This window comes from Roseovarius sp. E0-M6 (genome assembly GCF_037083845.1).
Classification (GTDB): Bacteria; Pseudomonadota; Alphaproteobacteria; order Rhodobacterales; family Rhodobacteraceae; genus Roseovarius.
The window spans coordinates 207,428-220,777 of record NZ_JBAPLA010000005.1; the positions used below are offsets into that span (position 1 = coordinate 207,428).

General features: G+C 60.4%; 11 protein-coding genes. 5 read left to right on the forward strand and 6 right to left on the reverse strand.

The window, feature by feature from the left end; all coding sequences use genetic code 11:
* The first annotated feature begins 48 nt into the window (after nucleotides 1–48).
* The 5 genes from V8359_RS13985 (at nucleotide 49) to V8359_RS14005 (ending at nucleotide 6,465) form a co-directional block, all read left to right on the forward strand.
* Entirely contained in the window at nucleotides 49–378 is a 330-nt protein-coding gene (locus V8359_RS13985; protein WP_336429634.1) for a sarcosine oxidase subunit delta, read from the forward strand.
* Nucleotides 375–3,386 carry a sarcosine oxidase subunit alpha family protein gene (locus tag V8359_RS13990; protein WP_336429635.1) on the forward strand — a complete coding sequence of 1,004 codons (3,012 nt, stop codon included), beginning with the start codon at nucleotides 375–377 and terminating at the stop codon, nucleotides 3,384–3,386. Before V8359_RS13985 ends, V8359_RS13990 begins: the two co-directional genes overlap by 4 nt.
* Nucleotides 3,379–3,951, forward strand: a complete 573-nt coding sequence (locus tag V8359_RS13995) for a sarcosine oxidase subunit gamma (RefSeq protein WP_336429636.1) — start codon at nucleotides 3,379–3,381, stop codon at nucleotides 3,949–3,951. Before V8359_RS13990 ends, V8359_RS13995 begins: the two co-directional genes overlap by 8 nt.
* A 168-nt stretch (nucleotides 3,952–4,119) precedes the next feature.
* Nucleotides 4,120–4,719 (forward strand): superoxide dismutase, encoded by a 600-nt coding sequence (locus V8359_RS14000; protein ID WP_336429637.1) that lies wholly within the window; start codon nucleotides 4,120–4,122, stop codon nucleotides 4,717–4,719.
* A 174-nt stretch (nucleotides 4,720–4,893) separates the two neighbouring features.
* Nucleotides 4,894–6,465 (forward strand): LysM peptidoglycan-binding domain-containing protein, encoded by a 1,572-nt coding sequence (locus V8359_RS14005; protein WP_336429638.1) that lies wholly within the window; start codon nucleotides 4,894–4,896, stop codon nucleotides 6,463–6,465.
* A 265-nt stretch (nucleotides 6,466–6,730) separates the two neighbouring features.
* On the opposite strand, the gene V8359_RS14010 is transcribed toward V8359_RS14005, so the two are convergent.
* The 6 genes from V8359_RS14010 to puuE all read right to left on the reverse strand — a co-directional run bounded on the left by V8359_RS14010 (nucleotide 6,731) and on the right by puuE (nucleotide 13,318).
* A complete protein-coding gene (locus V8359_RS14010; protein WP_336429639.1) occupies nucleotides 6,731–7,258 on the reverse strand; it encodes a universal stress protein in 528 nt (175 codons plus the stop codon).
* 256 nt (nucleotides 7,259–7,514) lie between these two features.
* Entirely contained in the window at nucleotides 7,515–8,438 is a 924-nt protein-coding gene (gene htpX / locus V8359_RS14015) for a zinc metalloprotease HtpX (RefSeq protein ID WP_336429640.1), read from the reverse strand.
* 349 nt (nucleotides 8,439–8,787) lie between these two features.
* On the reverse strand, nucleotides 8,788–9,570 hold the full coding sequence (locus V8359_RS14020) for a sensor histidine kinase (RefSeq protein WP_336429641.1): 783 nt from the start codon (nucleotides 9,568–9,570) through the stop codon (nucleotides 8,788–8,790).
* A gap of 830 nt (nucleotides 9,571–10,400) precedes the next feature.
* A complete protein-coding gene (locus tag V8359_RS14025; RefSeq protein WP_336429642.1) occupies nucleotides 10,401–10,958 on the reverse strand; it encodes an alpha/beta fold hydrolase in 558 nt (185 codons plus the stop codon).
* 483 nt (nucleotides 10,959–11,441) lie between these two features.
* Nucleotides 11,442–11,927 carry an ureidoglycolate lyase gene (locus V8359_RS14030; RefSeq protein WP_336429643.1) on the reverse strand — a complete coding sequence of 162 codons (486 nt, stop codon included), beginning with the start codon at nucleotides 11,925–11,927 and terminating at the stop codon, nucleotides 11,442–11,444.
* Nucleotides 11,924–13,318: an allantoinase PuuE gene (gene puuE, locus V8359_RS14035; protein WP_336429644.1), complete on the reverse strand. Its 1,395-nt coding sequence runs from the start codon at nucleotides 13,316–13,318 to the stop codon at nucleotides 11,924–11,926. The genes V8359_RS14030 and puuE overlap by 4 nt, the downstream gene beginning before the upstream one ends.
* Nucleotides 13,319–13,350 lie beyond the last annotated feature (32 nt).

The following is a 13,350-nucleotide window of genomic DNA, read 5'->3' on the forward strand; positions in this document are numbered from 1 at the left end:
GGCGTGCGCCCGTGTTTCTTGTGCGCACATGCGTGAGGAGAGTGTCACATGCTGATCCTGGAGTGTCCCTGCTGCGGTGTGGCGGGTGAAGAAACCGAATTCGCCGCGGGGGGTGAAGCGCATCTCAGGCGATATGGCCCCGGTTCGAGCGAGCAGGAGTTCCATGACTACCTGTTTGCCAAGGAGAACCCGAAGGGTGTGCATCTGGAACGCTGGCGGCACGCCAATGGCTGTGGCAAGTGGTTTCTGGCCGCGCGCGATACGGTGACCATGGAAGTTTACGGCACCTATAGCGCCCAGACCCATGAGCCGCCGCAGGATATCAAGGACAAGATCTCGGCCAAGCGGCCGGGTTGGAGCTGGAGGGAGTTCTCATGAGCACGCGCCTGGCAAAGGGCGGTCGCCTTCTCGACAAGGGCCGCGCGATGGAATTTACCTTCAACGGCAAGCGGATGCGCGGCTTTGAGGGCGACACGATCGCAAGTGCGCTTCTGGCCAATGACCAGATGCTTGTGGGTCGGTCGTTCAAATACCACCGCCCGCGCGGTATCGTGGCGAGCGGTGGCGAGGAGCCCAATGCGCTCGTGGGGTTGGGCGAAGGCGCGCGGTTCGAGCCGAACCAGCGGGCCACCACGACCGAGCTTTATGACGGGCTGAGCTGTATCAGTCAGAACCATTGGCCGAGTCTTGAGTTCGATGTGGGCGCGGTGAGCACCAAGCTGAGCCGGTTCCTGCCTGCCGGGTTCTATTACAAGACCTTCATCTTTCCCCGGCCGTTCTGGAAACACATATACGAGCCGTTCATCCGAAAGTCGGCGGGTCTTGGCAAGGCGCCGCAGGCCGGTGACCCGGATCGGTATGAGCATTTTTATGCGTTCGTGGATGTCCTGATCATCGGTGGCGGTGTCGCCGGGCTTCAGGCGGCCAAGGCCGCGGGCAAGTCCGGTGCGAAGGTCATGCTGATCGAGCAGACCGCGCATTGGGGTGGCCGTGCGCCGGTCGATGGCGGCGAGGTCGATGGCGCGCCTGTGGATAAGTTCGTGGAGGAAATCGTCTCGGACCTGGATGCGATGGACAACGTGACCATGCGCCTGCGCACGATGGGCGCGGGGGTCTATGATCATGGCTATGTTCTTGGCTATGAGCGGGTGAACGACCATCAGCCTGACGCGCCCGGACCGCGCCACCGTCTGTGGCGTATTCGCGCCGGTCAGACCATCACAGCCACCGGCGCGATCGAACGGCCGCTCAGCTTTGCCGGGAACGATATTCCGGGGGTCATGCTGGCCAGTGCGGTGCGCGATTACGCCGTTGATTACGGGGTGTCGGTGGGCGACCGGACGGTCGTCGTGACGAATAATGACGACGCTTACCTTACGGCAATTACGCTTAGGAAACTGGGCCTTGATGTGCCCGCCATCATCGATGCGCGTCCCGGCGGCGCGGGCGCTCTGGGGGATGAGGCCAAGGCGCTTGGTATCCGTGTCGAGACCGGAAAGGGCGTGGCATCGGTCAAGGGCGGCAAGCGCGTTGAGGGTGTCACAATCTGCAATCAGGCGGGCGAGGGCGCGGTCCTTGAGGACATCGCCTGTGACGCGGTGGCAATGTCGGGTGGCTGGTCGCCGGTCGTGCATCTGTGGTCGCATTGCGGTGGCAAGCTGGTGTGGGACGAAGCTCAGGCGTGTTTCCGCCCGGATGTGGATAAAGCGCCGACCGGCGCGCGCGGTGAGCCGTTTGTGATTGTCGCGGGCACGGCCAACGGTGAGACGAACCTTGGTGCGGTGCTCTCCGATGCGGACGCCGCGGGCCGCAAGGCCGCCAAGGCCACAGGTCACGATGCGGCCGGTAGCAAGGCCCCCAAGGGCGAGAGCCCGGCGCAGAACCCGATCGAGCCTGTCTGGCTCATGCCGCAGGGGGCGGGCATCAAGCTTCGGATGAAATCGTGGCTGGATTACCAGAACGATGTGAAGGTGAGCGACGTGCAACTGGCCGCGCGCGAAGGCTATGAGAGCGTTGAGCACGCCAAGCGCTATACCACCCTCGGGATGGCGACGGATCAGGGCAAGCTGAGTAATATCAATGGTCTGGCGATCCTGTCGGATGCGCTCAATCAGCCGATTCCGCAGACGGGCACCACCACGTTCCGCCCGCCTTATACGCCCATCTCGCTCAGCTCGATCGCGGGCGAGGCGCGGGGTGAGATATTTCAGCCGATCCGCAAGACGCCGATCCATGGCTGGCACGAGGAAAACGGCGCGTTCTTTGAGCCGGTTGATCAGTGGCGGCGGCCTTATTGCTATACCCGGGGCACCGAAAGCCACGGCGAGAGCGTCACGCGTGAGATCAATCAGGCGCGCGGCAAGCTGAGCCTTCTGGATGCCTCGACGCTTGGCAAGATCATCGTCAAGGGGCCGGATGCGGGGAAATTCCTCGACATGCTGTATACCAACATGATGAGCACGCTTAAGCCGGGCCGGTGTCGGTATGGGCTGATGTGTAACGAGAACGGGTTCCTAATGGATGACGGCGTGGTTGCGCGCATCGACGAGGACACCTTCCTGTGCCACACCACCACCGGCGGGGCCGAGAGTGTCCATGGCCACATGGAAGACTGGCTGCAATGCGAATGGTGGGACTGGAAGGTTTATACCGCGAACGTGACGGAGCAATACGCCCAGATCGCCGTGGTGGGCCCGAAGGCGCGCGAGGTTCTCGAGGAATTGACCGAGGACGATATCAGCGCCGATGGTCTGACCTTCATGGGCTGGAAGGACATCACGCTCCATGGCATTCCGGCGCGGGCCTATCGCATCTCGTTCTCGGGCGAACTCAGCTATGAGATCGCCGTGCCAGCGAGTTATGGACGCGCCCTCTGGGATAAGCTTCTGGAGGTGGGCGCAAAGCATGACGTGATGCCTTATGGCACCGAAGGGTTGCACGTGATGCGGGCCGAGAAGGGCTTTATCATGATCGGGGACGAGACGGATGGCACGGTCATTCCGCAAGACCTGAACATGCAGTGGGCCATTTCGAAGAAGAAAGAGGACTATCTGGGCAAGCGCGCGCAGGAGCGGTCGCACATGGCCGATCCGAACCGCTGGAAACTGGTGGGGCTGGAAACGCTGGACGGTTCGGTTCTGCCCGAAGGGGCCTATGCCGTTGCGGAAGGCACCAACAAGAACGGCCAGCGCAACACGCAGGGGCGGGTCACGTCGACCTATTATTCCCCAACGCTTGAGCGCGGTATCGCCATGGGCCTTTTGCATAACGGGCCGGACCGCATGGGCGAGGTGATCGACTTTCCCAAGGTGGATGGCGCGGTGGTGCAGGCCAAGGTGGTCGATCCCATCTTCTATGACAAGGACGGGGAGAAGCAGAATGTCTGAACCAGTCAGCGCAATGGCGGGCGCGTTCCATGATGGTATCGTCCGGGTAGAAGATGCCGGCCTTCACGGGATGATCACGCTGCGTGGCGACCTGTCGTCGGCCAAGGTGAAAAAGGCGGTCAAGGCGGCTGTGGGCGCGGATGTACCGGGACAGCGGATGATCGCCTCGGCGGGGGAAAAATCAGTGGCGTGGATGTCGCCCGACGAGCTTCTTCTGCTGGTGCCTTATAGCGAGGTGGGTGATATTCTGTCGGGGCTTGAGGCGGCCCTTGCGGGAGAGCATTTTCTTGCGGTCAACGTGTCGGATGCGCGCGCGATCTTTGCCCTCAGGGGCGGGCAGGTGCGCGACGTTCTGGCCAAGCTCGCACCGGTGGACATGGCGCGTGACGCCTTCAAGCCGGGCGATTTCCGGCGCACGCGTCTGGCGCAGATTGCCGGAGCGTTCTGGATGCCCGACAATGAGACGATCATGATCGTCTGTTTCCGTTCGGTCGCTGAATATGCCTTCAATCTTCTCAAGACGGCGGCGCTGAGCGGTGGCGAGGTTGGCTATCACGACGCGTGAGATCGCGCGTCTCGGGTCGTGGCACAAGTAGAAAGAGCGGGGCCGGAGGGGAACTTCGGCCCCGCTCTTTGCGTTGCATCCAAGATAATGAGGCTCTGCCCTTGACGTCAGTCGAGGGAATCCTCAATCAATGGCGTAAGTCAAAGTTTAACCGATAAGGGGGCCACCATGGCATTCGAACTTCCTGATCTTCCCTATGCGCATGACGCATTGGCCAATAAAGGCATGTCCGCCGAGACGCTGGAATATCACCATGACATTCACCACAATGCCTATGTCACGAATGGCAACAAGGCGATTGAGGGCACCCAGTGGGATGGCAAGTCTCTTGAGGAGATCATCAAGGGCACCTATGAGCCGAACGCCGTCGCGCAGTCGGGCATTTTCAACAATATCAGCCAGCTTTGGAACCATAACCAGTTCTGGGAAATGATGACCCCTGGCGATAGCAAGATGCCCGGAGAGCTTGAAAGTGCGCTGAACAACACGTTCGGGTCGGTCGACAAGTTCAAGGACGAGTTCAAGGCCGCAGGTGCTGGCCAATTCGGTAGCGGCTGGGCATGGCTCGTGAAGGATACCGATGGCAGCTTCAAGGTGACCAAGACCGAGAATGGCGTGAACCCCATTTGCTTTGGTCAGACCGCGCTTCTGGGTTGTGACGTATGGGAGCACTCCTACTACATCGATTTCCGCAACAAGCGGCCCGCCTATCTTGAGAATTTCCTCGACAACCTCGTCAACTGGGAGAACGTGGCCAGCCGCATGTGAGCGGATGTCGCATGACATTCTGACAGATTGCCGGCCCGGCGCGGACACATCTCCGCGGCGGGCCTTTTTGCATCGCTCACGGGCCTTTGTGCAGCCTTGTTTTGACCGCCCGCGGCGCTGTTGCTAAGGTCGCGCAACCGCGCGTCGAAAGCGCGGAGCGGTGGAAGGACACTCATGAGTAAATTCGCGGGAATGGCCGGAGGTCAGGCCTTGGCGGCGCTGGGCGGCGTGGCCGTTGCGGTCGTGGTTGGCGGCGCCCTGATGGTATCGGGCATTGTGCCCGATCCGCGTGATGCAACCGTGCCCGGACCCGGCGCGGAGGACGCGGCGCGTCCTGCGGTGGAGGCACCGGAGGAAAACGTGGAACGCGAGAGCGCGAAGGCCGTAGAGCCCGAGAGCGCCGACCCGGTAGAGCGCGAGAGTGTCAAGGAGCCCGAACCGACCCCGGACCTTCCTGAACCGCCCGAGATAAGCCTGTTCCGGCTGGACCCTGATGGCAGCGCGATCATCGCGGGGCGCGGCGCGCAGGGCTGGCGCACGGTGATCACCCTTGATGGGAGTGACATGACCGAGGCCAGTATCGACGCGAAGGGAGAGTTTGCCGAGTTCGTCACCATTGCCCCCAGTGATGCGCCGCGTGTTGTGTCGCTGCGTATGACGCGGGATGAGGACGGTGAGACGATCGAGGCGCGCCAGGAGGTGATCGTCGCGCCGACGCCGCCCGACGCCAAGGCGGACGAGACCGGGACATCAGATCAGGTGGCGGCCCTGACGCCGGAGACCAACCCACAAGAACCGATGTCCGAGACGGAACCCGATGAGGCGACGGGCACTGAACACTCCGGGTCCGAGCCCGTGGAGATGCAGCCTTTGGACGGGCAAGCCGAGAGCGCGCCATCCCCGGATGTAGAGCCCACGGAGGCAGATCGCGAAGATACCGAGGTCGCTGAAGGCAGGCCCGCAGAGGAGCAGGTCGCAGAGGAGCAGGTAGAGGAGGAACAGGTGGCGGAGGCACCTTCGGAAGAGACGCAGCCCGAAGATATCGCGACCCGAGATGCGCAAGAGACACCTGAGGCAGCGACCGCAGTGGACCCGGCCAACGGCACGGAACCTTCACAGGCGACCGAAACCGCCGAGACCAAGGCCGAAGAGGCCGCGCCTTCGGCAGATACCACGGAGCCAGACGCGCGCGGCGGACAGGCGGTGCTTTTGGCGGGGGAGGACGGAGTTGAAGTGCTTCAGCCCGCGGCGGCACCGCAGGTTCTCAGCCGTGTCGCGCTTGATGCGATCACCTATGACGACGCGGGCGAGGTGCAGCTTGCCGGGCGGGGGGCCGAAGGGGCCTTTGTGCGGGTCTATCTCGACAATACGCCGATAACCACGTCGCGGATCGCCGAGGATGGCCGCTGGCGCACCGAATTGCCGCAGGTCGATACCGGTGTCTATACGCTGCGCATCGACGAGGTCACTGACTCCGGCACGGTCGCATCGCGGATCGAAACCCCGTTCAAGCGCGAGGACGAGGCGGTGATCGCCGAGACCGAGGCCCGCGCGCAGGCCGATACCGAGACTGGCACCACGCGCGTCGACGTCGTGACGGTGCAGCCGGGGTCGACCCTATGGGCCATCTCGCGTGAACGCTATGGTAAGGGAATCCTCTATGTCCGAGTCTTCAACGCCAATCGCGACCGCATCCGTGACCCCGACCTGATCTATCCGGGACAGGTGTTCAGCCTGCCGGAATAAGGCGGGCGTGGTTCGGGCCACATGGGTGGCATCCCTTTTTTGCGTGCCGACTTGCTTTGCGACTGCAGCGCACCTGCGCTGCATCATCGCAGACATGCCCATCCGGGATCAGTTCACTACAGGCGCTTATTGGGATGCTTTAGGTGCCACCATTACCGATGTTTGGAACAAACCGGTCGAGGCCGGCGTGATGTCCTGTCCGAACACCTGTCGGCGCCGGAACGCGGGCCTGACCGCCCGGGCGTGGTCATAGGTTTAAGCCCCGTCAACGCACGGTTACGACCGTGCATTCAGCCTTCTCATTGACCTTCTTGGATACGCTCCCCTGGAACATCCGTTGGACTCTTCCCAAGCCGCGTTGGCCGATCACGATCGTATCTGACCCAACGTCTTTGGCCATTTCCAGTATGCCGTCGTCGTAATCTCCGTTCACGACATGGGTGGAAACATCCGTTGCGCCCGCGTCTTGCGCGCGCCTTGCAGCACGGTTCACGATTTCGTCGCCGATTACGCCGATAATCCGCTGCTTTTCTGCGCCGGAGATGTCTCCAGCGACCATGGCATCCAGGTTTAACGGGACGTTAGCGAGACCCGAGCGTGTCTCAGCGGCGGCGTGGCGCACCAAATGCTCAACTTCCGCCATTCGGTTCAACTCCTCCGCCCGGGCGCCATGTTGCAGCACATGCCCTATAGTCAGCGGAACGCCGAGTTTGGATGCCAAGTTCGCGGCAAGGTCAATGGCACGATCCGCCGTGTCAGAGCCGTCCGTTGCGACCAAGATATTCGAAATCATTTTCTCATCTCCCTTCAAGGCCAAATGAATGATGAAGGATCAAACGATCAATTTCATTGATGTCGATCAAGCCAACCTCACGTCAGGATGTGCGGGCCGCCACGCGGGGGTGCCGCATCCGCATCGGATTGGTGGGAGATGCCACTGGGAAGCACGTCTAAGTGGTGGTTTCAGGACGAATTTCTTGGCAAAGATATCAATCCTGCGACAAGTCGAATTCGATGGCCGCGGCTTATCGTACAGAAAAAGGACGTGTTCAGACCCAAGGTCCGGTTTTTCCACGGGTCCGAGTATTGGGAACACGGCTGGCGGATAGGGGCGGATCGGCCGCACCTGAGCCCGGTTTGCGTTGCGCTGCCATTGCGCGGAGAGCGGCCACGCGGTTTTCGGTCGCAGGGTGTGTCGCGAAGAGGCTGTCGTGTTTGTGCGCGTGCAATGGATTGATAATAAACATATGCGCCGTCGCCGGGTTGCGCTCGGCCGCGTGGTTGTCGATCCGGGATGCGCCCATTGCAATCTTTTTCAAGGCCGAGGCCAGCCAGAGTGGCTGACCGCAGATCTCGGCACCGGCCTTGTCGGCGGCATACTCCCGTGTTCGGCTGATCGCCATCTGCACCAATGCCGCCGCCATGGGCGCAAGAAACATCATCAGGAGCGTGCCGACCAGTCCCAGCCGCTCGCGCGAGCCGCCGAAGAAAAGCGCGAAGTTGGCCAGCATCGAAACCGCACCGGCGAAGGTTGCGGTGATGGTCATGATCGCGGTGTCGTGGTTGCGGATATGGGCCAGCTCGTGGGCGATCACACCGGCCAGTTCCTCCCGCGTCAGGCTGCGCATCAGACCCGTCGTCACCGCCACCGCCGCGTTTGCGGGGTTGCGACCGGTGGCGAAGGCATTGGGCTGCGGCGTGTCGATCAGATAGACCTTGGGTTCGGGCAAGTCCGCGTTCCGCGCAAGCTTGGCGGTCAAGGCATGAAGGCTCATCCGGTCGCCTGCTGTCACCGGCTGAGCGTTGTGCATGCGCAGGACCATGCGGTCGGAGTTCCACCATGTAAAACCGTTCATTGCCGCCGCAACGACAAGTGCGATCACCGCGCCGCCCGTTCCGCCGATCAGGTAACCCACGCCCATGAAAAGCGCGGTCATCGCCGCCATCAGCATCGCTGTCTTCACATAGCCCATCGTGGCCTCTTTGATTTCACGTCAAGGGAATGATGGAAATATGGGGAGGTTTGCGGCCTGTGCAAGCATTGGTAACAGGCGCACAGGCCGCCCGGATCATGGTAGAGGGGGAGCTGAGCGTTCGCTTGGAGTGTTTCGTGAATAACGTGGCTCACAGATTTTTGCAAAACGCAGCGCGGCATTCAGGCGTTGCATGCGCTTCGGGCCGATTGTCATACATGATTTGAACCAGTGTTTGGACAGTATCGGCACCGATACTGTTCGGATGACCGGGATTGTAATGCCTGAAATTTCTGCAGTTAGAGGTGCCCTCGAAATGGCCACGCCAGTAAGAAAGAATAAAAACCAGTTAGCCCGCTTGAGCGGCTTTTGCACGCCACGAAGGTAGGCGGATGATGGCAGATGTGTGATCTTCGGCAGCGATCACCTCGAATTCGCCGCCATGAAGCTCAACCAATTTCCGTGTCAGTGGCAGCCCCAGGCCCAGTCCGCCCCGTGTATCCCTGTTGTTGATGTCACCGCCGACAACAAACGGTTCATAAAGTCCCGCCAGCTCGACATTTTCGTCAAGCCTACCATCGTCGGTGATCGAAAGCTCGATGTTCCCGGATGCGTCGAGGCGACTTCCCACGGTGATCTTGTTGCCCCCGTGATTTATTGCATTGAGAACCAGAGCGTTCAAAGCCATTTTCACCTGATCGGGGTCGATGTAGATGGGCGTCGCATGGGAAGCGCTCGCGACACGAACCGTCTTTAGCACACCGTCTGCGCCCGGTAGACTCACGTCGGCGGTATCGGCGAGCAGGTCTTCCAAATTGTAGATTTTCTCATTAAGCCGGAGTTCGCCGGTTGTGGCATCACTATAAGCGATAATCGTTTCAACAAGCCCGATCAGATGCTTGGCCGATTTGCGGACGGAACTCATCAGAGTTTTGTTTGTGCCATTTTCGGCAGTTGCTTCAAGAAGTTGTAAACTGCCAAAGAGAATTGTTAGTGGGGTCCGCAGCTCATGCCCCACCAGGATAATGAAAGTGGACTTTGCGGCGTCATCTTCTTTTTGGTCCAGCGGCGCTGGCGGGACACCTTCCAATGCAGCCACGACTGCCTTGCCCAAATCCGCAAGAATAGCCATTTGCTGATCTGTGGGCGCGTCATGGGGCACCAGATCAAGCCCACACAAACTTCCAAAACGATGCCCCGACGATAATATCAGCGGCACTCCGGCGTAGAAACGGGCGCCCGGCCCCCCCGTCGACGACCATGGGGTGCGCCTCAAACCGAGGGTCCGCACGCAAATCGGGGACGACCAGAGGCTCGCCTTACATAATGGTATGAGCGCAGAAGCTGTTGTCCTTCGGCATCCGCTCAAGCTTGATCCCCACCACGGATTTATACCATTGAGTATCGTCTTCAACGACACTGATATGAGCGATCGGACAGTCGAGAAGCTTCCTCGTTGCTTCGCAAATCGCAGTGAATACCCCGGCATTGTCCTCGGTTAATCCCGGTACTGAAAATACCGCTCGAAGCCGCGCTTCTTCATTGAAGGGAATGGGATAAGTTCTCAAACGTAAACTACCTTTGTCAGTTTGCTCTTTAGCTAGCTGGCGTCATGCACCTTGAAGTCAACGGTTATTCAAATCTGTGCGCGGGGCATCAAGATGCTGTGGCGCTTGCGTCACAAGCTTAGGGGGCAGCGAGCGGGGCCATATGGGTTGCCCGGGTCTTCCCGTCGTGGCCGCAAGGGTTGAGGTCTGAGCCATAGCTTGGATAATTGCGACCGTGACCAAAAGCAGACTGTGCGTGGTCAGGCGTTTGCGGCGCCTATCAACTTGGCAGTGGATCCCGGCGCTTTGAGACCGCGCCTGCCGCGTTGCCGAAACATAAGTCTGCCCCTGTCAGTCCACGGAAGGCGGAACGCTCGGGTCCGGAACGCGGACGGCTTTGAGGATCGGCGGGGCGTTATTCCGGTTCCTTTGCAAGATCGTCCAGAAAACGCCGGATCGGCAGGTTGATAGCGCCGGGGTTTTCGGCGAGCGCCATGTGCCGCAGGCCGCGCAGAACAAGCGCCTCGGCGCCGTCGATCTCGGCCGCGATGGCGTGGGTCATTTCAGGCCCGTTGCCGAAATCCTCGTCTCCGGTAATCACCAGCGCCGGGCAGGAGAGCGGCGGCTCAGGCAACACGATTTCGTCAATGCCGTCAGCGAGGACGCGATATATCGTGTCATAGATGCCCGTGCGATTGGCGAGAACCCAGCCGCGCACGGTGTCCATCATCGCCGGGTTGGCCGTCCGGTAGGCATCTGTGAACCAGCGTTCGAGCGCCGCATCGACCGTTGCCGCCGGGCCCATCTCGCGGGCTTGTTCCACACGGGCCAGAATGGCGGCTTGCGCCTCGGCGCTGCGCTTGTGCGGGGAATGGAGGATGATCAACGCACGCGTCATTGACGGCACGTCCTGCGCAAAGCGGCGGGCGATCATCCCCCCCAAAGAGAACCCGGCGATACAGGCTTTCGACATGCCGCAATGCATCATTAGGTTTTGTAATTGCTTGGAAAAAAGTGACAGGTTTGTCCTGTGCATATCTTAGCGTGCTGGAGAACGCGTCCGGGTATTGCGAAGATTATATGGCCGAGACGATCGAGTGTCTGCAAATCCTGACCGAGGTATTCGAGCGCGAAACGGTGTAGGGAAATCCGAATTTCTGACATAAGGGAGGCGTTACCCAGTCGTTGTCTCTGCCAATTGCGATTGCAAAATACAGGAACGACAGACTTTCTAGCTATGTTGCGGCTTGGGTTTCTTTTGCACTCCGCGCCGAGTTGGCTTCAGCATCAAGCGCAACGAAAAGCCGGAGGCTCTCTTCGGCCAAGGTGCCGATGCGCGGCAGTGAAAACTGAGTTTGGATATCGAGCCAAACGACATGTCAGCTTCGGTCAGATTGGGTTCGATGTTCCGCGCCTTCACTCTCCAGACCCGTCTGGCGTGTTCTTTACAGCCCCATCACTCGATGATCGAATAGGGCGTGTCGAACCAGTGTTCTTCCAGATTTTGTCCCGCGCCGATCCGGTCGATCACGGCAAAGAGCCCCGGCGCGCTGAGCGGTGTGAGAACCCCGTGCCAGACCCCGCGGTGATAGTTCACGCCTTGCCCGGCCTGCGTCAAAAAGGCGATGGGGTGTCCGGGCCTGCCATCTTGGTCGGGTGCGACGACGACAAGGAACCGGTTTTGGGTCATGGGCAGAAAAGCTTGGCTGCCTTGCGGATGGCGCTCGACCATGTCGAGGCGGATCGGCAGTTGCCGGGGCGTGGCGTCGAACAGGCTGATGCCTGCGCATCCATCCCCGAAATCGAGCGCCGCGCGGTTATGATAGCGACTGCAAAGCCCCTGATTGATCAGTTTGTCGGGGGCACCGTGCGTATCGAGTACGTCACCGAAGGGGGCGAAGGCCTCGGGCGTGAGCGGCCGGGTTCGGATGCTGTCGGTCATGCGCGAAACTTCTCGATCAGGTGCAATTCGGCGATCCGCTCAACTTGGTGGCAGGCCTCGATGAATTCTGTCTCGGGATCGTTCTCGATCCTGCGATGGAGGGCATCCATGATCGATTCCTTGGTGATGCCGCCCAAGGCGATTATGAAGGGAAACCTGAACTTCTTGATGTAAGCCGCATTGAGGTCAGTCAGAGCGTCACGATCCCGTTCGCTCAGAAGATCGCATTCTGCCCCTGACACTCCGGCGATGTTTGGGCCGGACAATTCCTTTGCAAGATCGGGCTGAGCCATGAGCACATCGGTGCGCGCGTTCCGGGGGGCCCTGCGGAAAATGCGGGCAAGAGCGTTGTGGACGCCCTGAGCATTGTCGTGGGTCGGTCCAAGCTCCAACCCGAATGCGCCCTCGGCAATCCACGGGCTGTCTTTGAACATTCCGCCGAATTCGGCAACAAAGGTTTCGCGGTCCATCTCGGAGGGTTTGAGGCGCGGTGACGGGGGGTGCTCTTGGGCCCAATGATCGGCGATTTGCGCGCGCGTGGCGAACCAGACCCCGTCATGGGCCATGAAATGCGCAAGCGCGCGCTTTATCGCCATTGCGCGACCGGGACGTCCGGCGATGCGGCAATGCAGGCCAATCGAGAGCATTTTCGGCGCGCCGGCCTGTCCCTCGGCATAGAGCATGTCGAAGCTGTCTTTGAGATAGCTTTCGAACTGATCCCCATTGGTGAAGCCAGCCTGAATGGCGAACCGCATGTCATTGCAGTCCATTGTGTAGGGCACGATCAGTTGATCTTTGCCACCGGCCACCATCCAGTAGGGCAGGTCGTCGGCGTAACTGTCCGCGATATAAGCGAAATCCCCCTCTTCGGCAGCAAGATTGACCGTATTCATCGAGCAACGCCCGGTATACCAGCCGCGGGGTGGGGCGCCCACGACCTCGGTGTGCAGGCGGATCGCATCGCGGATTTGCAGGCGTTCTTCGTCGGCACTCATGTCTTTGTGTTCGATCCATTTGAAGCCGTGGCTGGCAATCTCCCATCCGGCCTGTTTCATCGCGGCCAATTGTTGTGGCGCGCGCGCGAGCGCTGTGGCGACGCCATAGACGGTGATCGGCAGATCTTTGAGCAGGCTGTGGAGCCGCCAGAAGCCGGCGCGGCTTCCGTATTCATAAATCGATTCCATGTTCCAATGCCGCTGACCGTGCCACGGGGTTGCACCGGTGATTTCGGACAAGAACGCCTCTGACGCGGCGTCACCATGCAGGATGTTGTTTTCGCTACCTTCTTCGTAATTCAGAACAATCTGGACAGCAATTTTGGCGCTGTTCGGCCAGCTTACGGCGGGCACCTCGGCACCATAACCTGTCATGTCTCGGGGATATCGTGTCACTTTGGTCCCTTTCTGATCGGGAAATGTATAAA

What these genes read in the sequence shown, in the direction of transcription:
- V8359_RS13985 (WP_336429634.1), top strand. Translation starts at nt 49, where the DNA reads ATGCTGATCCTGGAGTGTCCCTGCTGCGGTGTGGCGGGTGAAGAAACC.
- V8359_RS13990 (WP_336429635.1), top strand. Translation starts at nt 375, where the DNA reads ATGAGCACGCGCCTGGCAAAGGGCGGTCGCCTTCTCGACAAGGGCCGC.
- V8359_RS13995 (WP_336429636.1), top strand. Translation starts at nt 3,379, where the DNA reads ATGTCTGAACCAGTCAGCGCAATGGCGGGCGCGTTCCATGATGGTATC.
- V8359_RS14000 (WP_336429637.1), top strand. Translation starts at nt 4,120, where the DNA reads ATGGCATTCGAACTTCCTGATCTTCCCTATGCGCATGACGCATTGGCC.
- V8359_RS14005 (WP_336429638.1), top strand. Translation starts at nt 4,894, where the DNA reads ATGAGTAAATTCGCGGGAATGGCCGGAGGTCAGGCCTTGGCGGCGCTG.
- V8359_RS14010 (WP_336429639.1), bottom strand. Translation starts at nt 7,258, where the DNA reads ATGATTTCGAATATCTTGGTCGCAACGGACGGCTCTGACACGGCGGAT.
- htpX (WP_336429640.1), bottom strand. Translation starts at nt 8,438, where the DNA reads ATGGGCTATGTGAAGACAGCGATGCTGATGGCGGCGATGACCGCGCTT.
- V8359_RS14020 (WP_336429641.1), bottom strand. Translation starts at nt 9,570, where the DNA reads ATGGCTATTCTTGCGGATTTGGGCAAGGCAGTCGTGGCTGCATTGGAA.
- V8359_RS14025 (WP_336429642.1), bottom strand. Translation starts at nt 10,958, where the DNA reads ATGTCGAAAGCCTGTATCGCCGGGTTCTCTTTGGGGGGGATGATCGCC.
- V8359_RS14030 (WP_336429643.1), bottom strand. Translation starts at nt 11,927, where the DNA reads ATGACCGACAGCATCCGAACCCGGCCGCTCACGCCCGAGGCCTTCGCC.